The organism is Rhizobium sp. 2MFCol3.1, from assembly GCF_000377565.1.
Lineage (GTDB): Bacteria > Pseudomonadota > Alphaproteobacteria > Rhizobiales > Rhizobiaceae > Rhizobium.
This window is the reverse complement of sequence record NZ_KB898371.1, coordinates 1-18,564: the sequence shown is the minus strand read 5'-3', so window position 1 is coordinate 18,564 and position 18,564 is coordinate 1. Positions and strand designations below refer to the sequence as shown.

Annotated in this window: 16 protein-coding genes; 7 read left to right on the top strand and 9 right to left on the bottom strand. The window is 62.5% G+C overall.

All coding sequences use genetic code 11. From position 1 onward, the window contains the following. Nucleotides 1-62 precede the first annotated feature (62 nt). Nucleotides 63-1,256: an ROK family transcriptional regulator gene (locus D460_RS0126375; protein WP_081619987.1), complete on the top strand. Its 1,194-nt coding sequence runs from the start codon at nucleotides 63-65 to the stop codon at nucleotides 1,254-1,256. Between the two features lie 5 nt (nucleotides 1,257-1,261). Here D460_RS0126375 and D460_RS0126370 read toward each other — a convergent pair whose 3' ends face one another. After that, nucleotides 1,262-2,335, bottom strand: a complete 1,074-nt coding sequence (locus D460_RS0126370; protein ID WP_026283569.1) for an ROK family transcriptional regulator — start codon at nucleotides 2,333-2,335, stop codon at nucleotides 1,262-1,264. A 403-nt stretch (nucleotides 2,336-2,738) separates the two neighbouring features. Between D460_RS0126370 and D460_RS0126365 the strand changes: the two genes are divergently transcribed. Then, entirely contained in the window at nucleotides 2,739-3,914 is a 1,176-nt protein-coding gene (locus D460_RS0126365; RefSeq protein WP_245267812.1) for a hypothetical protein, read from the top strand. Nucleotides 3,915-4,001: 87 nt separating this feature from the next. On the opposite strand, the gene D460_RS33905 is transcribed toward D460_RS0126365, so the two are convergent. The 4 genes from D460_RS33905 to D460_RS0126345 form a co-directional block, all read right to left on the bottom strand. Further along, nucleotides 4,002-5,087 carry a glycine betaine/L-proline ABC transporter ATP-binding protein gene (locus D460_RS33905; protein WP_018901609.1) on the bottom strand — a complete coding sequence of 362 codons (1,086 nt, stop codon included), beginning with the start codon at nucleotides 5,085-5,087 and terminating at the stop codon, nucleotides 4,002-4,004. Next, nucleotides 5,080-5,967 carry a proline/glycine betaine ABC transporter permease gene (locus D460_RS0126355; protein ID WP_018901608.1) on the bottom strand — a complete coding sequence of 296 codons (888 nt, stop codon included), beginning with the start codon at nucleotides 5,965-5,967 and terminating at the stop codon, nucleotides 5,080-5,082. The genes D460_RS33905 and D460_RS0126355 overlap by 8 nt, the downstream gene beginning before the upstream one ends. 109 nt (nucleotides 5,968-6,076) lie before the next feature. Further along, entirely contained in the window at nucleotides 6,077-7,078 is a 1,002-nt protein-coding gene (locus tag D460_RS0126350; RefSeq protein WP_018901607.1) for an ABC transporter substrate-binding protein, read from the bottom strand. A gap of 195 nt (nucleotides 7,079-7,273) precedes the next feature. Then, the gene (locus D460_RS0126345) at nucleotides 7,274-9,316 is read right to left on the bottom strand and encodes an NADH:flavin oxidoreductase (RefSeq protein WP_026283568.1); all 2,043 of its coding nucleotides are present in this window, start codon (nucleotides 9,314-9,316) and stop codon (nucleotides 7,274-7,276) included. Nucleotides 9,317-9,533: 217 nt separating this feature from the next. Here D460_RS0126345 and D460_RS0126340 point away from each other — a divergent pair, with 217 nt between their 5' ends. Continuing rightward, nucleotides 9,534-9,779: a DUF982 domain-containing protein gene (locus tag D460_RS0126340; protein ID WP_018901605.1), complete on the top strand. Its 246-nt coding sequence runs from the start codon at nucleotides 9,534-9,536 to the stop codon at nucleotides 9,777-9,779. A gap of 76 nt (nucleotides 9,780-9,855) precedes the next feature. Here D460_RS0126340 and D460_RS0126335 read toward each other — a convergent pair whose 3' ends face one another. Next, nucleotides 9,856-11,073: an MFS transporter gene (locus D460_RS0126335; protein ID WP_018901604.1), complete on the bottom strand. Its 1,218-nt coding sequence runs from the start codon at nucleotides 11,071-11,073 to the stop codon at nucleotides 9,856-9,858. A 104-nt stretch (nucleotides 11,074-11,177) separates the two neighbouring features. Between D460_RS0126335 and D460_RS0126330 the strand changes: the two genes are divergently transcribed. After that, complete coding sequence (locus D460_RS0126330) at nucleotides 11,178-12,074, top strand: LysR family transcriptional regulator (protein ID WP_018901603.1); 897 nt, start codon at nucleotides 11,178-11,180, stop codon at nucleotides 12,072-12,074. 82 nt (nucleotides 12,075-12,156) lie between these two features. On the opposite strand, the gene D460_RS0126325 is transcribed toward D460_RS0126330, so the two are convergent. Next, nucleotides 12,157-12,765 (bottom strand): AraC family transcriptional regulator, encoded by a 609-nt coding sequence (locus D460_RS0126325; protein ID WP_018901602.1) that lies wholly within the window; start codon nucleotides 12,763-12,765, stop codon nucleotides 12,157-12,159. 284 nt (nucleotides 12,766-13,049) lie between these two features. Here D460_RS0126325 and D460_RS0126320 point away from each other — a divergent pair, with 284 nt between their 5' ends. From D460_RS0126320 to D460_RS0126310, 3 genes are all read left to right on the top strand, one after another. Next, nucleotides 13,050-13,355: a UBP-type zinc finger domain-containing protein gene (locus tag D460_RS0126320; RefSeq protein ID WP_018901601.1), complete on the top strand. Its 306-nt coding sequence runs from the start codon at nucleotides 13,050-13,052 to the stop codon at nucleotides 13,353-13,355. Between the two features lie 89 nt (nucleotides 13,356-13,444). Then, nucleotides 13,445-14,062, top strand: coding sequence for an NAD(P)H-dependent oxidoreductase (locus D460_RS0126315; RefSeq protein WP_018901600.1), 618 nt, complete (start codon nucleotides 13,445-13,447; stop codon nucleotides 14,060-14,062). After that, a complete protein-coding gene (locus D460_RS0126310) occupies nucleotides 14,055-15,968 on the top strand; it encodes a monovalent cation:proton antiporter-2 (CPA2) family protein (RefSeq protein ID WP_018901599.1) in 1,914 nt (637 codons plus the stop codon). Before D460_RS0126315 ends, D460_RS0126310 begins: the two co-directional genes overlap by 8 nt. A 39-nt stretch (nucleotides 15,969-16,007) precedes the next feature. On the opposite strand, the gene D460_RS0126305 is transcribed toward D460_RS0126310, so the two are convergent. Beyond that, nucleotides 16,008-17,705 (bottom strand): cyclic nucleotide-binding domain-containing thioredoxin-disulfide reductase, encoded by a 1,698-nt coding sequence (locus D460_RS0126305; protein ID WP_155947860.1) that lies wholly within the window; start codon nucleotides 17,703-17,705, stop codon nucleotides 16,008-16,010. 196 nt (nucleotides 17,706-17,901) lie between these two features. Next, nucleotides 17,902-18,564: hypothetical protein (locus D460_RS36550; RefSeq protein WP_018901597.1), on the bottom strand; the 663-nt coding region annotated here is incomplete at its 5' end.

The following is an 18,564-nucleotide window of genomic DNA, read 5'->3' as shown; positions in this document are numbered from 1 at the left end:
GAAGACGGAAGTTGCAGGTTTCGGGCTCCAATCCTGAGCAGGCGGCGGCGGCCAATCGGGCCATGATCCTGAGCGCGATCCATCGCGGCGGGCCGATTTCGCGCACCGAGTTGGCAGCGCGATCGCGGCTGACCAAGCAAGCCGTGACGCGTATCGTCGAGCGCCTGCTCGATGAAAGCCTCGTCATGGAGGCGCGGCGCCGGCACGGGTTGCGCGGGCAGCCGGCGATCGAGCTGGAGATCGATCCGGAAGGCGTGTTTTCGATCGGCGCCAATATCGACCGCGATCACCTGACCATTGTCGCCGTCGACGCCGTCGGTACGGTGCGCGGCCGCATTCATCACGAGGCGCGCTTTCTGTTGCCGGATGATTTCGTGGCGCTGATGGCCGATGCGCTGTCTTCGTTCCGAAGGCGCAAGGTCATCGAGGAAAGCCGGCTGGCCGGGATCGGACTCGCTATCCCGGACTGGCTAGGCGAAGTGCCCGTTATCGGCTTTCCGCCGGAATACCGACGCTGGAGCGGCTATGATATGCGCGGCGCGCTCGAAGCGATCTCCGATCACCCTGTTTTCATCGACAATGACGCCAACGCCGCGGCTCTGGGCGAAATCGAATACGGGCTTGGCACCGAGATCGGCAGCTTCTTTTATATCCTGGCGAATGCCTGTCTGGGTGGCAGTCTTGTGATCGATGGCATCCGCCACAAGGGCGCCAGCGGGATCGGCGGCGAGATCGGTTGGTTGCCGGTGCTGTTCGACGACGGCCCATTTGCCGGCAGCACCCAGCCGCTTGGAGAGATGTTTTCACTGTTCATCCTGCTCGATCACCTGAAGCGGAGTGGTGTCGAGGCTTCCACGCCGGCCGACCTCTTGACGCTGGATGCAAGCGGGCGCGCGATCATCAGCGCATGGCTGCGCAAGGTCAGCGTCAAGATCGCCCAGGCGATCGTTCATATCGGTATGATCGTCGATCCCGAGGGTGTTCTCATCGGCGGGCGCTTTCCCGTCCGCATCATCGATGAGCTGCTGCTCTACGTTCACGAGGAGATCGGCCGCCTCGGCGCCAAGGCGCCGTCGCTGCATCGCGCGGCCGGCTCGGAGGATGCAGCAGCACTCGGCGCGGCGGCCATTCCGCTCGCGCATCGTCTCGGCCTGCCATCGGCCGAACCGGCGCAGCGGTTCCGCAATCCGATCGGTGGTCTCACGAACAGTCTGGAGAGATGGCCTGCGGCAGCGCCAGCGGTCGCGGCCGGGTAACACGGTCAGGCGGGAAACAGCGTCTCGTTGAAAGGCCGAAGGGCAGCGCCCAGCACCACGCCGTCTTTTGGATGGGTCGCCGGTTGCACCACCGGGATCCAGGGAGCGATCACCAGATCGCGAATTTTCTCTTCCCGCTCCCGCGCCATGCTCGATATCACCGAGGCTAGGATTTCGTCAGGCAATGATCCGCCGATGAGAATCGCGCCTGGCGCGATGAAGCCGGAGATCGCCAGAACCGCTTCGTGAAGGTGGCGTGCGGCCACCGTGATCCAGGCATCCGCTGAGGCGTTTCTGGCCGCCATGTGACGCTCAAGCGAGGGCAGTGTAGCGACCTCATTCAGCGTCGCGCCATCCACGCCCGACCGCATGTCACCGATCTGGCCGGCAAGCCCATGAATGCCGCGAAACGGTCGGCCGCCGATGAGAAGCCCCGCGCGAACCGTATCGTCGATCAGGATCGTGACCAGTCCGCCCTCCGGATCGCCGATCCCCAGCGCGCGTTCCGCGCCGATCGCGGCTTCGCTGTCATCGAGCACGTGAAGCGCCCCCACCATCTCGCTGATGCAGTCCTCAAGCGTTGTGCGATCAATGGCCGTCCCGGGCGCGAGTGCGACACCGCAGCCGACGAGCTTGCCTGAGGCGACATGCCGGATGCTCTCGATAGCCTCACCGATCTCCTTGACATCGGTGAAGCCGATGCGCGCGCGGATCGCGCAGGAAAGGTCGATGAGAACGATTTCGCCTCCCTCCGGAGCAATGGAGATTCCGAGCGAGAAGGCCGCGTCGGGACAGAGCGCGAACTCCAGCGCCGCGTAGCGCGTCGTGCTGGCGCGCTTGCGCCCGGCGACCAGGCCTGAAGTCGCCAGGCGCTGTACGATCCCGGCAATCGCCGGTTCCGTCAGCCCGAGGCGTCTCGACAATTCCTGCCGTGTCAGCGGGCCGAAGCGGCGCAGAAGGCCGAGCGTCGTTCGCGAGTTGTGATCGGCGATATCCACGGGGCTGATGCCGGGACGTGCGTCCGACGGATCACGCGCCCTGGGAGAACCGGAAACTGAAAGCCGCCGCGCCGTCTTCAACCGCGATATCCTTGAACCATGTTCTTGGCGCAGGTCACCAACAGCCTCCCTCGTGTGCGCAATCCAGTCCGTTGAAATATCGCGCAATTTTCGATGCGCAGCAAGAAAGCCGCCATCGATATGCCACCCGACGCCCGAAAAATGTCGAGCAAAGCGCGGCAAGTCGCCGCTTTTGACGAAAAGAAATGTGACAGGCCTTGTTGTTTCCATAGTCGGCTCATAGATGAGCCTCCGAAACGACCACTCATTTTTTAAGGGTTTTCTGGTTTAGTCTTTGCGACTGGACTGGTGCGCACCCCGAGAATGTCAATGGTCTACCGCCCACCATCGTCCGTAGAGATCGACATGGCCCATCGATAAGGGCCGGTCGTCGCATTTCGATTTTCCGCCAGGGTCACGAACATTGAGTCAAAGAGCTGCCATCAACCCCGTGGCCAACCCGCTGGTGGAAAAACGCGTCGTTCTGCATTTCCCCGGTTTCGAGCCACTCGATTCAAAGGCCCACCATGCGCGCTATGCACGGTCCGCCAAGCTGAGCGCCAAGGCCTGGGACCTCGATCTCCATGTCGGCGCCTTCAAGGATGGCGGTTCGTTCGACGTCAACTGCGGCTCGCAGGGGGAGAGAACGTCGAGCCGCGTTTTCGTCTTCGACCACAACGAGCTCGTCCGCAAATATAGCGACAAGAGCCTTCTACAGCGTCTCGCCTCCGGCTATGCCAGCGCCGCCAGCGTCATTTTCCAGGGCGGTTTTGTCGGCTATTTCCGGCATGCCTGGCGCTTCGGCCTGTTCTTCGTGTTTCCGTTCGCGCTGGTTCTGCTGGCACTTCTTCTCAGCGCCACGATCGCGGCCGCTCCTTATCTTCTCGGCCTTCAGCGCTGGAACTTCCTCTGGAGCGTGCTGCTTGGGGTGATGTTCTTCCGCTTCGTCTTCCTGCCCTTCGCCGCAAGGTTCCATACGCTGCATCTCTTCGCGGACTGGGATCTAGCCGTGGCGCTGGCAAAGCTCGACGACCCCGCCATCGTGCAGTGGCTCGACCGATGCAAGGCGCGGGTGCGCGAGGCGCTGCGCGAGGATGCCGACGAATATCTGATCACCTCGCACAGCATGGGATCGAGCGTCGCCAGCCATGTCATCGGCATGCTGGTCGAGGAGGAGCCCGCGCTTTTCGCCAATAAGCAAGTGGTCTTCGTCACACTCGGCGGCGCCATTCTGCAATGCGCCCTGCTGCGACCGGCAAAGAGCCTGCGGGCACGGGTTGGCGCGATTGCGCGCTCACGCCAGATTTTCTGGCTGGAGATCCACTGTCTGACAGACGTGATCCATTTCTACAAGTCGCGCGTCGTAGCGCTTTGCGGGCACACCGATGCGCCGCAGGCCTCGATCGCAACGATCCGCATGCGCCACATGCTAACGGGCGAGCACTATCGCAAGATCCGTCGCGATTTCCTGCGCGTGCATCGGCAGTACGTGCTGGGCTCCGATCTGCGCTCCGCCTTCGACTTCACGCTGATGACCGCCGGCCCGCTTCCCGCCGCCTCCTTCGCCGATTTCGACCAGAATTCGATGCCGAAGGCTTAAGCGCTTGCCCTGAAAGAGAAATGCGCGGCCGACACTTTGTCCGACCGCGCATGCTTCAAGCTCATTGCAGCACTGTTTTCCCGCCGATCACGGGATCGCCGACATCGCCTCGGCCACGGCCGCAGGCGATGTCGCTTGCGATGTGCCCGGCTCCTGACCGACGAGGCAGCGGATCAGCTCGCCCATGCTGACGCTGCCGATCTCCTGACCGTCACCAGACACGACTGAGGCAGAGGATGCGTTGGCGGCCGATAGCTGCCGCAGGGCTTCCTCGACGGTCGTCCCAGTGGGAATGCGAACGCCGGACTTCACCGACGCTGACGGCGGCGCCATGACGGCGTCGACATGGATCACCCTGGCGCGGTTCACTTCCTTGACGAAGGCGGTGATGTACTCGTCGGCGGGCCTGAGCACGATATCGGCCGAGGTGCCCTGCTGGATCACCTCGCCGTCCCTGAGGATGGCGATCCGGTCGCCAAGCCGCAATGCTTCGTCGAGGTCGTGCGTGATGAAGACCACGGTCTTCTTCAGCTCCTTCTGCAGGTCGAGCAGCACCGTCTGCATGTCGACGCGGATCAATGGATCGAGCGCCGAATAGGCCTCGTCCATCAGCAGGATTTCGGCATCGTTGGTCAGCGCGCGGGCAAGGCCGACACGCTGCTGCATGCCGCCCGAGAGCTGATTGGGGTAGTGGTTGGAAAAGCCGTCGAGGCCGACGCGCTTGATCCAATGCTGCGCGCGCTCCTCGCGCTCGCCCTTGCCCACGCCTTGAATTTCAAGACCGTAGACGGCGTTCTGCAACACGTTTCGATGCGGTAGCAAGCCGAACTTCTGGAAGACCATCGCGGTCTTCTTCTGGCGGAATTGGCGGAGCTGCTCCTTGTCCATGCGACAGACGTCGACATCGCCATAGCGAACCTCGCCCGAAGTCGGGTCGATCAGGCGGTTGATGTGGCGGATCAGCGTGGATTTGCCCGAGCCCGACAGCCCCATGATGACGGTGATGCCGCCGCCGGGGATGGTGATGTTGATGTCCTTCAGGCCGAGGACATGACCGTGCTCCCTGTTGAGCTCGGCCTTCGACATTCCCCGCATGACGGGTTCGACGAAATCGCGAGCGCGTGGGCCGAAGATCTTGTAAAGGCTGCGAATATCGATCGACTGGCTAGCCATGGACGACCTCCCGGTGCTTCTGCAGACGCAGACCGTAAGCCTGGCTGATGCGGTCGAAGATGATGGCGATGCCAACGATGGCGAGACCATTGAAGACGCCGAGCGTGAAATACTGGTTGGCGATGGCCTTCAACACCGGCTGGCCGAGACCCTGCACGCCGATCATCGACGCGATGACCACCATGGCGAGCGCCATCATGATCGTCTGGTTGATGCCGGCCATGATCGTCGGCAACGCCAGCGGTAGCTGGACATTGCGCAGCTTCTGCCAGCTCGACGACCCGAAGGCGTCGGCTGCCTCGAGTACATCGCGATCGACCATGCGAATGCCGAGATTGGTGAGCCTGATCATCGGCGGCAGCGCATAGATGACGACAGCAATGACGCCGGGCACGCGGCCGATACCAAGCAGCATGACGACGGGAATGAGATAGACGAAGCTCGGCATCGTCTGCATGACGTCGAGGATCGGATTGACGATCTTCTGCAGCCGGTCCGAGCGCGACATGGCGATACCGATCGGGATGCCGATCGCGATCGAAAGCACGGTGCAAACGAAGATCATCGAGACCGTCTTCATCGTGTCTTCCCACATGTCGAAATAGCCGATGAGCAGTAGCGTGACGATACAGCCGACGACGATCCGCCAGCTGCGCGTCGCCAGCCACGCGATTGCGCCGATGAGCGCGATCACCAGCGGCCATGGCATGCCCGTCATCAGGCGTTCAGCCCAGATCAGAAAGCTTTGCAGCGGGCTGAACAGATTTTCGATGCCGCTGCCATAGCCGCGCGTGAAGGCGCGAAAGCCTTCGTCCACGCTCTTTTTCAAGGCGCGCAGCATATCCTCGTCCATCGACGGAAATTTCCAGAGCCAATCCATGTCGGTTCCCCATGACCAAATCGGCGGCGGCGTTGATTATTGTTGGCCGTCTCGCCGGTGTGTAAGCGGGCGGCCATCCCGTAAGGGCCGCCCGCTGTCGATGCGGCGCTTAGAGCGAAGCCTTGATCTTGGCGGCAACCTCGGGCGAAACCCAGGCTGTCCACATTGCTTCGTTGTTCTTCAGGAAGTACTTCGCACCTTCTTCGCCGCTGGCCTGGTTGTCCGACATCCAGGCGATCAGCTTGTTGACGGTGTCGTTGGTCCAGGCGCGCTTGTTGAGGTAGCCGACGACATCAGGACCGGCGCGATCGGCGAAGGTCTTGGTGACCAGCGTCTCGACATTGTCGGCCGGCCACGCATTTTCCTTCGGATCGGCGCAATCGGCAACCGAGGTGCAACGCTTCCATTCGGCGGCGTCATATTCGGCGCCGTAGCCGAGCTTCACCATCTCGTACTTGCCGAGGAGTGCTGTCGGCGCCCAGTAGTAGCCGACCCATGGCTGCTTGGCTTCATAAGCCTTGGCGATCGAGCCATCGAGACCAGCGGCAGAGCCGGTATCGACGAGCGTGAAGCCGGCCTTTTCGCCGCCGTAAGCCTTGAAGAGCTGCGCGGTCACGACCGTGCCGCCCCAGCCCTGCGGACCGTTGAAGACGGCGCCCTTGCTCTTGTCTTCAGGCGCCGGGAAAAGCTCCGGATGCTTCATCAGGTCGGGGATCGTCTTCACGTCAGGATGCGCGTCGGCGAAATACTTCGGAATCCACCAGCCCTGGATGGCGCCATCGGAGAGAATCTTCGCGGCCTTGATAAACTTGCCGTCGGTCAGGCCGCGGTTAACGATCTCGGGCTGCAGGCTGACCCAGGCCTCGGGCGCGATGTCGGGCTGGCCCTTTTCTGCCATGGAGGTAAGCGTCGGGACGGTGTCGCCGACAACCAGTTCGGCCTTGCAGCCATAGCCTGCCTCAAGGATCAGCTTGTCGATGTTTGCCGCCACTTCAGCGGATTGCCAATTCATGTTGGCAATGGTGACATCACCACATTCGGCGGCGGATGCCGCACCGCCAAGGCCAAGCAGGCCGGCGGCGAGGACGGTGGAAGCCAAAAGCATTTTCATTTTCTTGTTCCCTCTGGTCGCGGTGCAACGTGAACCCGGGCGCCGGCAGCACCGCGTCCGCCAGCCTCCCCATTGAGCCGTCATTGGCCCGGCATGCGCCATTCCGATTGCGTCAAAAAATGGCGCATTGGAGCTTTCTTTCAATGTTCTCATGTAACGACAGTCGCAATAAGATCATCCTTGTCGCACCTGATCTCAAAGAAGTGATGCGAAGCGGAAGGCTTCGTAGATCGCAGCGTGGATATTGCGGCTCGCCACCGCGTCACCGATTCGAATAAGATCGAAGCGGCCCTCCGGATTACGCTGCCGCAAGGGCGCTCGCCTCGCGATCAGGGCGCCGTAATCGACCGCCCCCAGATTGCGCGACAGCGGCTTCAGCTCGAAGTAGAGATCGGCATTGGCCATGGTGCCGTGCTCGACGACCACCTGCGACACCCGGCGCTCCCACGCGCTCGCTTCGGCGTAGTCGGAACCGAGGACGGCGACCAGCTGGTTGCCATCGCGGCGCACGGACTTCAGCCGCGTGTTGATCGTGACCTTGACGTTCTTCTCGGCGAAAACCTTGGCGTAGGGCACATGGTTCATGCCGCCGATCTCGGGCGCGAAGAAGCGCTCCGGCGACACCAGTTCCAGATCGGCGCCGGCACTCGCGATCACTTCGGCCGCCGACATGCCGGGATGGGCGCCGTTGTCGTCGAACAAAAGCACGGTCTCGCCCGGCTTCGTCGAGCCGGCCAGGATATCCCATGTCGAGGTGACCAGTTCATCGCCAGCATCGAGCGCCGGCGACTGCGCGACGCCGCCAGTCGCCACCACCACCAGATCAGGCTCGAAGACCAAAACGTCGTCACCACCAGCAAAGACGTTGTAGTGGATCGTGACACCGAGCCGTTCAAGCTCCTCCAGGCGCCAGTCGATGATCCCGACCATCTCGCGCCGCCTTGGATTGCGGACCAGCAGATTGATCTGACCGCCCGCCTCGCCACTCGCCTCCAGAATGTCGACCGTGTGCCCACGCTCGGCCAGAACACGCGCGGCTTCGAGCCCGGCCGGCCCTGCCCCCACGACCACCGCACGGCGCGGCGACGCGGCCGGGGCAATCTCGTGCGACAGTTCCGTTTCGCGGCCCGTCACCGCATTGTGAATACAGAGCGCCTCGCCACCCTCATAGATGCGATCGAGACAGTAGGTCGCGCCGACACAAGGGCGGATGCGCGCCTCCTCGCCGGCTTCGATCTTTCTGACGATGTGCGGATCGGCGATATGGGGACGCGTCATGCCGACCATGTCGAGCTTGCCCTCGGCGATTGCGTGACGGGCCGTCGCGACGTCGGAGATACGGGCGGCATGGAAGACCGGAAATTTCGTTGCGGCCCTGATATCGCCGGCGAAATCCAGATGCGGGGCCGACGGCATGCCCTGGATGGGGATGACGTTGTTGAGCGCCGCATCGCTGTCGATATGGCCACGGATGACATTCAGAAAATCGATCGCCCCGCCGGCCACGAGCCTTTTCGCGATCTCCACGCCCTCCTCGCGCGACAGTCCCTTGTCCCACTGCTCGTCTGCGACAAGACGGATGCCGACGATGAAATCGGGACCGACCGCCTTGCGCACAGCCTCCGTGACCATCGTCGAAAAGCGCATGCGGTTCTCGAGCCCGCCACCGAACTCGTCCTCGCGGAGGTTTGTGGCCGGCGACCAGAAGCCGTCCATCAGGTGGCCGTAGGCCTCGAACTCGATGCCATCGAGGCCGGCGGCCTGCATGCGTTGCGCAGCCGAGACATAATCGTCGACGATCCGCTCGATATCCCACTCTTCCGCCTCCTTGGGAAAGGCGCGGTGGGCCGGTTCGCGAATGGGGCTTGGCGCCAGCACCGGCAGCCAGTCGCCCTTGTTCCAGCCGGTGCGGCGGCCGAGATGGGTGAGCTGGATCATCACGGCCGTGCCGTGCTCGTGACAGTCGTCGGAAAGCCGCTTCAGCCACGGCACGATCTCGTCGCGGTAGGCGTGCAGGTTGCCGAATGCCGGCGGTGAATCCGGCGAGACGACCGCTGAACCGGCCGTCATGGTCAGCGCGATGCCGCCCTTGGCCTTTTCGAGATGATAAAGCCGGTAGCGATCGGTCGGCATGCCGTCTTCCGAATAAGCCGGCTCATGCGCGGTCGACATCAGCCGGTTCTTCAGCGTGAGGTGTTTCAATTGGAATGGTTGAAGTAGGGGATCCTGCGAAGCCATCGATCTGCACCACCAATAAGAGAAAGGCCGATCTTCACCCAAAACGATGCCGGGTGCGATGAACAAAAACGCCATGAAACGCCCCCAATGCGTCGCGCGGTGATTTTTGCGCGACACGATGCTCGCCGACCGGTCGCTATATGAGCATCACCTCATCTGACATTGGCATCGGAACCAAATCCTTCGGCCCGCGTTTAGGCCGCCGATGAGGTGATGCATGACTGATGAAAAGCTCTGGAAGAGACCACTCACAATCGCGATTGGCTCTGTGAAATACGTGGTGAAAAGCGCGCGCGACGCGGCCTGGCTGCTAGCCGACAAATGGCCGGTTTTGACCGGTGAATCCTTTGTTCGCGCACTCAGGGCCTGCGCCGCTGTGCTCGAAGGAAAGCGTGGCGGCGGGCACGCGAGGCAGGCGCTGATCGCTGCAGCGCGAGATGCCAACCTTCAGATCGAAGGCTGATTTTCACGTTTAATTGAATCGAAGGCGCCAGCCGAAAACACGGCTGGCGCTTTTTCTTTGCGCATTAAGATCTCGGCTAGCGGTGTCCCGCCGTCGTTGGCTGTGCTCGATGATCGAGCAGCCTGACGCCGAGCGACACGATGGCGAGCAGTCCACCGAGAACGGTCACGGCAGGCCATGCACCATAGCCCCATGCAAGGGTCGCAAGTGCTGATCCGGCGGCACCGCCGAGAAACATGCCGGTCATGAAGATGGTGTTCAGGCGGCTGCGGGCCTCGGGGTCCAGCGCGTAAATGATATGCTGGTTCGACACCAGCGCGCTCTGGATGCCGAAATCAAGCACAATGACTCCGATGATCAGAGCGGCGATCGACCACCAGACGCCGAAGACGATCCAGGCCACAAGCGTCAAGAGAGCGCCGAGCCACACCACGAAATGCGGGCCGCGTTTGTCCGCGATGCGACCCGCCACCGGCGCCGCGAAGACGCCGACCGCGCCAACGATACCGAACAGACCTGCGACATCAGCACCTAGACCGAAACGCGGGCCTTGCAGGTAGAGCGCAAGGATCGTCCAGAAGCTGGTGAACGACGCGAAAAGCGCTGCCTGTACGAAGGTCGCCGTGCGCAGCGCCGGATGCTGCTTCCACAGGTGAGCGAGCGAACGGATCGCGTTGTGATAGCGCATGCGCGAGGTCGGGCGATGGTTCGGCAGGGCGGCGAACATCATGGCTGCGGCCACGAGCGCCATAGGGACGCCGATCCAGAACATCGCGCGCCAGCCGGCATGCTCGCCGACAAAGCCGGACAGGGTGCGGCTGAACAGGATGCCTGAGAGCACGCCGGCCATCACCGTACCGATCGTGGCACCTCGCTTTTCAGGCAATGCCAGCGATGCCGCGAAGGGCACGATCTGCTGGGCGACGGTTGAGCTCGCGCCGACGACGAGAGACGCCGCAACCAGTGTCCACGCCGTGGGCGCGATCGCCGCTAGCGCCAGCGCGACGGCGAGTATCAGGAACTGACCGATGATCAGACGCCGACGGTGGACGAGATCGCCAAGCGGCAGCAACAGGAACAGGCCGAGCGCGTAGCCAAGTTGGGTCGCGGTCGGGATCAGCCCGGTCGCGGACTGGCCGGGAAAATCGGCTTCGATGATCCCTAGCATCGGCTGGTTATAATAGATGTTGGCGACGGCGATGCCGCTGGCTGCTGCCATGGCGAGAAGGCCGATCTGGCCTATGCCGGCCGATGTGGCAGCCCCCGGCGTTTCGATTGTGGTGACGGTGGTCATGCTGTTTGCCTTTCTGGCTTCAGAAGATGAGATCTATCTATTATTTTCTCGTATCTCGCGGTACTGATCTAAAATGTTCAGCCTGAATATCGAAAGTCGATATAATGAATACCGAGGACATCAGGGTTTTCGTCGTTGCGTCAGCCGCGGGCAGTCTCTCGGAAGCAGCGCGGCGCCTTGGGATCGCGCCGATGGTGGCGACCCGCCGTCTCGCCTCGCTTGAGGCGGCGCTCGACGTACGGCTGATGCACCGCACCACGCGATCCCTTTCGCTGACGCCGGAGGGCGAGACCTTCCTGCCGTTTGCACAGGCGCTGGTGGAAAACGAGGATGAGGCCAGAGCCCGTCTGCGAACTGATGGTAAGGGCGCGGCGGGGTTGCTGCGCGTCTCGGTCCCCATTGCCTTCGGCCTGAAACTCGTCATGCCGCTGGTGCCGAAGCTGCTGGACGACAATCCGGATCTCAGGATTTCCGTAGACATGAATGACGGATTGCCTGACCTCGTTGCCTCGGGCACCGATCTCGCGCTCCGGATCGCGCGACTGAAGGACAGCAGCCTGATCGCCCAGAAGCTCGCCGACAACACGCGGTCGCTGGTGGCCGCACCCGCTTACCTCGAGCGGCGCGGCGCCCCGGTGAACACGCACGATCTGCTTGAGCACGATTGCCTTCCGATGACCGGCATCACGCACTGGACATTCATGCGTGGGGGCATGCAAGGCGATGAGGAAGCGCATGTGCGATTGAATTCCCGCTTCTCGTCGAGCAGCATAGCCGGTTGCCACGCCGCCTGCCTTGCCGGCGGCGGCATCACGCTTCTGTCCGACTGGAATGTCGAAGACGATATCCGCGCCGGCCGCCTGGTTCGCATCACGCTTGAGGATGCCGTGCCGGAGACCAACGCGATTTGGGCGGTTTACCCGACGACCCGGCTGATCCTGCCAAAGGTGCGGGTCTTCATCTCCGCAATCCGATCGGCGCTTGCCGAACAGGCCGCCTGATCTCGCTGCCGGATGCCCCGGCACCGGTGGCAATGGTGTCGAGTGCATCATTGGTCGCCGCCCCGTGCGTTAGAGACCGCGGTCAGACAGGCAGCGCAACCTCATATTCCACAGCTTCGCGTCTGGCGGCAGGGCGAAGGCGGAAGCGGCGCCAGGCGCTGGGGGTCGTGCCGGTTGCGCGGCGGAAAATCCGCGAGAGGTGGGCCTGATCGGCAAGGCCGCAATCGAGCGCGATCTCGCATAGGGGCGCATCGGTGGAAAGCATCAGCTGTTTGGCACGCTCGACGCGCTGGGCGATGACGTAGCTGTGCGGAGACAGACCGAAACTCGTCTTGAAGGCGGCCGAGAAATAGCTGGTGCTGAGCCGTGCCAGTTCCGCCAGTTCGTCGATCGCAACGGTCCGCGACATATTCTCGGAAACGTAGCGCTTGACCCGCGCCACCTGCCACGGCGCCAACCCGCCCGATGCCGCCCTTTCGCGCGATACCGCATTAGCCGAGACGGCAGGGGTTGGCTTCAGCAGCATGGAGGCGCGTTTGACCAGATCGATGGCGATCGCCTCGTCCTGATCGACGCAATGGATGGCGCGTGCGAGCAGCCGCGATACTTCGGAAGACGCTTGCTGAATGACGCCGAGAGCGCCGATGTTCGGCTCATGGTGGTCCATCGTAATCATCGCGGTCGCCTGCATCGTCAATCTCCGTCCTGAAACCGTTGAAGTGTGATTTGCTGGGTTCATTCTGGTGACGGGACCGCGCCGGCGGAATCCTACTATGATCAAGTTTGCATAGACCTGGGTCTTGTGGGGGCATACCTGGGTATAGTTGCCCGCGCACGGAACGACTGCATAAGTCTTGTGAGGACGCATCGAATCCCCCATGCCATGCGCGGGAAGCCCCTGATCGCGGGCTCGCAGGAAGCGATTGCCAACAGCCGAAGTCGCCCGCATAAATTGAGGTAACGAGAGGAAGAACCATGTCGCATACTTGCAAGCATGTTCGCCTGGTCCGCGATGTCCGCCCAAGGACGCGCGGTTGTGAAGAGTGCCTGGCGATCGGTCAGGCCTGGGTGCATCTGCGGCTGTGCCGTGAATGCGGCCATGTCGGCTGCTGCGACCAGTCGATCGGCCGACACGCCACCGGCCATTTCCATGAAACCGGTCATCCCGTCATGGAGGGCTATGATCCGCCGGAGGGGTGGGGATGGTGCTATGTGGATGAAATCATGGTTGACTTGCCGGATCAAACCGAACAGGTAGGGCCGATCCCGCACTTCTACTAGGTCTTGCCAAGGCCCTTGTTGATCCCGCGCTCTTCAGACCGATCCGGCCCTGGATCTCACGCATTCCGAATTCAGATGGGAGCCCATACATGGCCAAGGTGCTCGTGCTCTTCGCCCACCCCGGACAGCGCCATTCGCGCGTCAATATCCTGATGGCCAAGATCGCCGGCAGCATTGAAGGCGTGACGTTCGTCGATCTCTACGCCGAGTATCCCAAGCTCGACATCGACATCGACGTCGAACAAGCCCGGCTGCTGAAGCACGACGTCATCATCTTCCAGTTTCCGATCTACTGGTACTCGACGCCATCAATCCTGAAGGAGTGGCAGGACCTAGTGCTGGAATATGGCTTCGCCTATGGCCACACCGGCGACAAGCTTGCGGGCAAGCTGTTCCTGCCTGTCATCACCGCCGGCGGCCCGGATCATGCCTATACCGAGGAGGGCCGCAACCATTTCCGTCTTCGGGCGCTGCTGTCGCCGCTGGAGCAGACGGCCAATCTCTGCCGGATGCGCTTCGTTGCGCCGTACGCGCTGTTTGCCGCGCACGAGGCACGCGGCGATGGCCGGGCCGAGCCGCATCTGGAGGGCTACCGCCGGCTGCTGGAGGCTCTGCGCGACGAAACCTTCGACATCGACGCCGCCACCGGTATGGAATTGCTGAGTGCCGAGACGCTTCCGCTTCGTGAGAGCACGCCCCATGAATAGCTTCATCTTCCAGGCCTTCATCTATCTGCTGGCCGCCGTCGTCTCCGTGCTGATCGCAAAGCGACTGGGGCTCGGCTCCGTGCTCGGCTATCTCATCGCCGGCATCGTCATTGGCCCGGCCCTGCATCTTGTTGGTAACGAGACGCAGGATCTGCAGCATTTTGCCGAGTTCGGCGTGGTGATGATGCTGTTTCTCGTCGGCCTCGAACTACAGCCGCGCGCGCTGTGGGAGATGCGCTCCAAGCTGCTCGGGCTTGGCGGGCTGCAGGTGATCGTCACCTCGCTGGTGGTGATGGGCTGCGCCATGCTGCTCGGCCAGGTCTGGAGCGTCGCGCTGACGATCGGCTTCATCTTCTCGCTGTCTTCGACCGCGATCGTCCTGCAAACGCTGGGTGAAAAGGGTCTGCTGCGCTCGTCCGGCGGGCAGGCGAGCTTCTCGGTGTTGCTGTTCCAGGATATCGCCGTCATTCCCATGCTGGCCTTCATTCCGCTGCTGGCGCTGCCGGAGCTTGTGCGCCATCCGCTCGGCAGCAATGCCGAGAGTGGCGGCCACCACTCCTTCAGCCTCGTCGAGGGATTGCCGGGCTGGCAGGTGACGCTGGTGACGATCGTTGCCGTCGCCTTCGTCATCGCTGCCGGCCACTATCTGTCGCGCCCGATCTTCCGGCTCATCGCCCGCTCGAAGCTGCGCGAGATCTTCACCGCCGCGGCCCTCCTCCTGATCATCGGTATCGCGCTGCTGATGACCGTGGTCGGCCTGTCGCCGGCGCTGGGCACGTTCTTGGCCGGCGTCGTGCTCGCCAACAGCGAATTCCGCCACGAGCTCGAAAGCGATATCGAGCCGTTCAAAGGATTGCTGCTCGGCCTGTTCTTCATCACCGTCGGCGCCAGCATCGATTTCTCGCTGCTCTACGCACAGGTCTGGTCCGTGCTCGGGATTACGCTGGGCGTGATGGTGCTGAAGGCGATCGTGCTGTTGGCGCTCGCCTTCGTGTTCAAGCTGCGCGGCACCGACCGCTGGCTTTTCGCTCTGGGGCTGGCGCAGGCGGGCGAGTTCGGCTTCGTGCTGATCTCGTTCACCGTCCAGAGCGCCGTGCTGCCGCCCGATCTGGCGGCGATCCTGTTGTTGGTCGTCGCCGTTTCGATGTTGTTTACTCCGGCGCTTTTCATCATCTTCGACAGGCTGATCGTGCCGCGCTTCGATCGCCGGCAGGAGGAAGACGCCGACGAGATCCCCGAGCCGGGCTCCGTCATCATCGCCGGCCTCGGCCGTTTCGGGCAGATCGTCAACCGCATGCTTCTCGCCAATGGCTACAAGACCATCGTGCTCGACCACCAGGCCGATGTCATCGACGGCCTGCGCAAGTTCGGCGTCCGCTCCTTCTTCGGCGACGCCAGCCGGCCGGACCTTTTGCATTCGGCAGGGCTTCACGAGGCGAAGGTCCTTGTCGTCGCGATCGACGATCCGGAGCGGGCGATCGAGATCGTCAAGCATGCGCGGCGGGAGAACCCGCATATCCACATCATCGCCCGCGCGTTCGACCGCACCACCGTCTACCGGCTCTATGAGGCCGGCGCGCACGATATCGTTCGCGAGGTGTTCGACAGCTCCGTGCGCGCAGCCGGCTACGCGCTGAAGGGGCTCGGCATGCATCCTTACGATGTGGAAAAGAGCAAGGCCGTGTTCGTTCGCCAGGACGTCCGGGGCCTTCGCAAACTCGCGCCGCTGTGGCGGGAAGAGGTCGCGGTGTTCGACAACAAGGAATATATCGCCAAGGCCAAGGAAATCGCCGACCTGCTCGAGCAGGCGATGATGGGCGACCGCAGCGCGCTCGGCGAAAAGGCCGAACGCGGCTGGACGCCGCCCGATATCGCGGCGGAGCAGCTGGAAAAGAATATCGACTGAGCGATCAGTGAGCCGGCGTTCGCGCCGGGCTCGCTGCGCTTATCGCGCAGCCGTGGCGTTGAGTTCCGGCTCCTCATGCTCGGCGTGGCGCTGGCGCTCCAGGAACTGGTGGATCGCGGCGATCACCACAGACCCTTCGCCGACAGCCGAAGCAACGCGCTTGACCGAACCGGCGCGGACATCGCCGACCGCGAAGATGCCGTCCTTCGAGGTCGCATAGGGCGAAGGCGGGGTGTCGCCCACGGCGGTCATGCCGCTCTTGACGAAGCCGTGCTGGTCAAGATCGAGGCAGCCGTCGAGCCAGCCTGTGTTCGGGGACGCGCCGATCATGACGAAGATGCTGGTAACAGGCAGTTCGTGGCTCTCGCCGGTGCGGTGATCGATCCAGGTCACGCCATTCAGCGTCTTGTCGCCATGGAGCGCGGTGATCTCAGCCTGCTGGTAGAGGCTGATGCGCGGCGATCTTTGAATGCGCTGGACCAGATAGTCGGACATTGTCGAGGCGATACCGCTGCGCATCAGCATATGCACGTGCTTGACCGTTCGCGACAGAAAGACGGCGGCCTGTCCCGCTGAATTGCCGCCGCCGACCACCACGATGGTTTCATCCGAGCAAACCTGCGCCTCCATGGCAGTCGCCGCGTAGTGGATGCCCTGCCCTTCGAACTTGTCGTAGTTCAGCACATCGAGCTTTCGATAGCGCGCGCCTGTCGCGATCACGATGGAGCGGGCTCGCAACGATGTCTCGTCGTCGAGAAGGAGGCGGTAGGGGTGCGAGGAGCAATCGAGCTTCATGACCTCATGGGACACCGAAATTCTGGCGCCGAACTTCTGCGCCTGTATATGGGCCCGGCCGGCGAGCGCCTGGCCGGAGATACCCGTGGGGAAGCCGAGGTAATTCTCGATCTTGGACGAGGTTCCGGCCTGCCCACCCGGCGCCAGAGTTTCCAAGACGATGGTGCTCAGGCCCTCTGAGGCGCCATAGACCGATGCGGCGAGACCGGCCGGCCCGGCGCCGACAACGGCGACGTCGTAGATCGTATCTCTCTCCGGCGACTCGTTGATCCCAAGCAGATCGGCAAGCGCGGCGTTGGACGGGCGCGACCAGACTTTCCGGTCAGGCGTTATCACGACGGGAAGCGCATCCGCTGTCACTGCCAGGCTCTGCATCAACGGCACAACCGGCGGCTCGGTCGCGGGATCGACGACGGCAACAGGATAGAGATTGCGCGTCAGGAAACGTTGAATCCGGAGGACGTCGGCATGGTGCCGGTCTCCGATCAACACGACGCCACCCTCGGAATGGCGCACGAAACCGGCGCGGCGCAGGATATAGGCGCGAATGATCGTCTCGCCGATATCGGGCTCGCCGGTGATGAAGGCATGAAAATCCCGGTTGGTGATCCGCAGCAGACGGGAGCCGGATTTAGCAAGGCCCGACAAGAGCATGGGCCGCTTGGTGAAGATGTTCTGTTCGCCGGAAAACTGGCCGGGATGATAGGTGAAGACCAGACGCCGACCGCGCCTGACATCGTCGATGAACAGCTCTATCTCTCCTTCCAGCACCAGGAAGAAATCGATCCCGCGCTGGCCGCGTTCGAACACGAAAGTGTCCTCCGCCATCACCTCTTCGCGACCATATGTCTTCGCGCGCTCGATCATCTCGGCCGAAAGAACCGGGAATGTCTGCGCCTGGCGCAGCCATGGATCAGTCGGGTCGATGGGCGTGGCAATCATCATCCGTCTCCGTCGCGATGGACATCCCTGTTTCCGGGATGCCGCGGCTTCCATTCAGGCGGTCGGTCACCGACCGCCGCCACGCAGCATAAAGCGATTGCCGGCGCAGGATTGTACGAATGGATCGTGTTTGCATGGATCGGGACAATGACGCGCCATCGCACGCCGGCAGACGATGCCAACGCATATTCCGCAATCAGCCCTTGTCGTCGCCTTTCTGCTCCATCGATTCCCACCGGCGCTGCTTGCTTGACTTGGGTTTCAAGCTCTTCCAGGTCCGATCCAGGAAGCGAAGGAAGCGGGTGACATCCATCAGGCGATCGACGATCGAACTCAGGTTGCCGAGCCGCTCGTCGATGATCTCGTTGGCGGTGAGCTCGATATCAGCGGGTGTGAATTCGGGAAAGTGCGCGGAGAGATCCGCATAGGGGTTGGACGCGTCGCGCCCGACAATGTTGATCTTGCCCTTGCGAAACATCAGGCGCAGCAGCACCTGTTCGAACGTCCAGTCGTGAACATCGAGAACCTTATAGCGCTCGCTGCGCTTCGACGAGAAGCCGGCAAGCGTTATCCTGGTGCCAAGATTGAGCGTTGTCAGCCAGAAGCAGAGCGCAAATCCCGTCGTCGGCACGCTGGCGCGAGGGTAGAACGGCGTGAAGACATCAGTCAGATCGAGGTGCCGGACATGAACATCGCCGAAGTCGGACGCCGGGCTGAGCTGCTCGTCGGGCCCGGCTTTGATGTTCACGACACCGTGGAAGGTGCGCGTGTCGAAATAGGGCAGAACCTTATCGACCTTGCCGCTCTTGACGAGATTGGCGCCCAGCGTTCCGCTTCTCGAAAACAGCATGGAATGGCG

Excerpts from the sequence above, each read along its gene's own strand:
- D460_RS0126375 (WP_081619987.1), top strand. The coding sequence starts at position 63 with ATGATCCTGAGCGCGATCCATCGCGGCGGGCCGATTTCGCGCACCGAG.
- D460_RS33905 (WP_018901609.1), bottom strand. The coding sequence starts at position 5,087 with ATGGCTAGCCAGTCGATCGATATTCGCAGCCTTTACAAGATCTTCGGC.
- D460_RS0126355 (WP_018901608.1), bottom strand. The coding sequence starts at position 5,967 with ATGGATTGGCTCTGGAAATTTCCGTCGATGGACGAGGATATGCTGCGC.
- D460_RS0126350 (WP_018901607.1), bottom strand. The coding sequence starts at position 7,078 with ATGAAAATGCTTTTGGCTTCCACCGTCCTCGCCGCCGGCCTGCTTGGC.
- D460_RS0126345 (WP_026283568.1), bottom strand. The coding sequence starts at position 9,316 with ATGGCTTCGCAGGATCCCCTACTTCAACCATTCCAATTGAAACACCTC.
- D460_RS0126340 (WP_018901605.1), top strand. The coding sequence starts at position 9,534 with ATGACTGATGAAAAGCTCTGGAAGAGACCACTCACAATCGCGATTGGC.
- D460_RS0126335 (WP_018901604.1), bottom strand. The coding sequence starts at position 11,073 with ATGACCACCGTCACCACAATCGAAACGCCGGGGGCTGCCACATCGGCC.
- D460_RS0126330 (WP_018901603.1), top strand. The coding sequence starts at position 11,178 with ATGAATACCGAGGACATCAGGGTTTTCGTCGTTGCGTCAGCCGCGGGC.
- D460_RS0126325 (WP_018901602.1), bottom strand. The coding sequence starts at position 12,765 with ATGCAGGCGACCGCGATGATTACGATGGACCACCATGAGCCGAACATC.
- D460_RS0126320 (WP_018901601.1), top strand. The coding sequence starts at position 13,050 with ATGTCGCATACTTGCAAGCATGTTCGCCTGGTCCGCGATGTCCGCCCA.
- D460_RS0126315 (WP_018901600.1), top strand. The coding sequence starts at position 13,445 with ATGGCCAAGGTGCTCGTGCTCTTCGCCCACCCCGGACAGCGCCATTCG.
- D460_RS0126310 (WP_018901599.1), top strand. The coding sequence starts at position 14,055 with ATGAATAGCTTCATCTTCCAGGCCTTCATCTATCTGCTGGCCGCCGTC.
- D460_RS0126305 (WP_155947860.1), bottom strand. The coding sequence starts at position 17,705 with ATGATTGCCACGCCCATCGACCCGACTGATCCATGGCTGCGCCAGGCG.